Annotated in this window: 2 protein-coding genes; both read left to right on the top strand. The window is 32.0% G+C overall.

What is annotated here, in order from left to right:
• Nucleotides 1-222: hypothetical protein (locus OZD68_RS00145; RefSeq protein ID WP_275008681.1), on the top strand; the 222-nt coding region annotated here is incomplete at its 5' end.
• Between the two features lie 82 nt (nt 223-304).
• Nucleotides 305-916 (top strand): hypothetical protein, encoded by a 612-nt coding sequence (locus OZD68_RS00140; RefSeq protein WP_182309219.1) that lies wholly within the window; start codon nt 305-307, stop codon nt 914-916.
• The last annotated feature ends 41 nt before the right edge of the window (nt 917-957 follow it).

Genomic DNA, 957 nt, shown 5'->3' with positions numbered 1-957 from the left:
CTTACTTCAGTATGGCTTTTTTTCTATTATTGTCTATCAGTTACTTGTGTAGCGGGAATTGGTATTAGAACTATTGTTGCTTTTGAAATAACCAAATATGTTGTACATTTTGAGCTACCGCTGATTATTAATATACATATATTATGCATTAATAAATTAAAGTTGTCAAGAATTTTACTACTTGCACTCTGTAAAGTTTTTGTTGTGTACTTTGAACTTTGAGAAAAATGGACGCCTAAATTTGACAATTGTGAAAATATTAGTTAAAATTATTGTATGTTAAGTATAGTAAATAGGAGAAAATATGCCTACTAATTCTGATGAGCAAAGAAAACTTTCACTTGAAGAACGGATAGTTATTACGTCTTTAACATCTGTGGAAAATTTAAGAATCCATAATGTTGAATCAGTTAAAAAAACGACTGACATAATAAGTTATTATGTTGAACAAATAAAGGAGCCATTTGAGGAATTTATTAAGCAAATCAATGAGATACATACTTCATTTATGTGGGAACTTGATCGTCTTGATCATGATACTTTGAGAGAACACTTTAATGAAGGAGTAACAATAGATGCACTAAAAGAACATGTGCAATCTGTTGGACAATACTTAGAATGCACTTCAAAGATTTTATATAAATTTGGTAAGTTAAATGATGAAGAAAAACAACAAGTTAGTGATTTAGTAGCAGAAAAACTTAAAATAATAGAAGAGATTTCAAATCCTAAAAGCAAGCCAAACGCTTGTAGAACTTGTTGTGCTTTAAGTGGTGGTGCAATTATTGGAGCAGCTATAGCATACCTTGCAGGAGCTGCCACTTTAGCTCCTGCTATTGTTGCTGTTGCAGTATTTATTGCAGCCACTGTTGTTGGTGCACTGGTGGGTGTGCGATCCGATGTCATGAAATCATGATGGTTAAATTCCATCCACCATAACATCTGGTTGAAATCATA

Origin of the sequence: Wolbachia endosymbiont of Drosophila bicornuta (assembly GCF_028982105.1) — a bacterium.
Classification (GTDB): Bacteria; Pseudomonadota; Alphaproteobacteria; order Rickettsiales; family Anaplasmataceae; genus Wolbachia; species Wolbachia pipientis.
The sequence above is the reverse complement of the archived record's forward strand: the minus strand, read 5'-3'. Positions and strand labels throughout refer to the sequence as shown.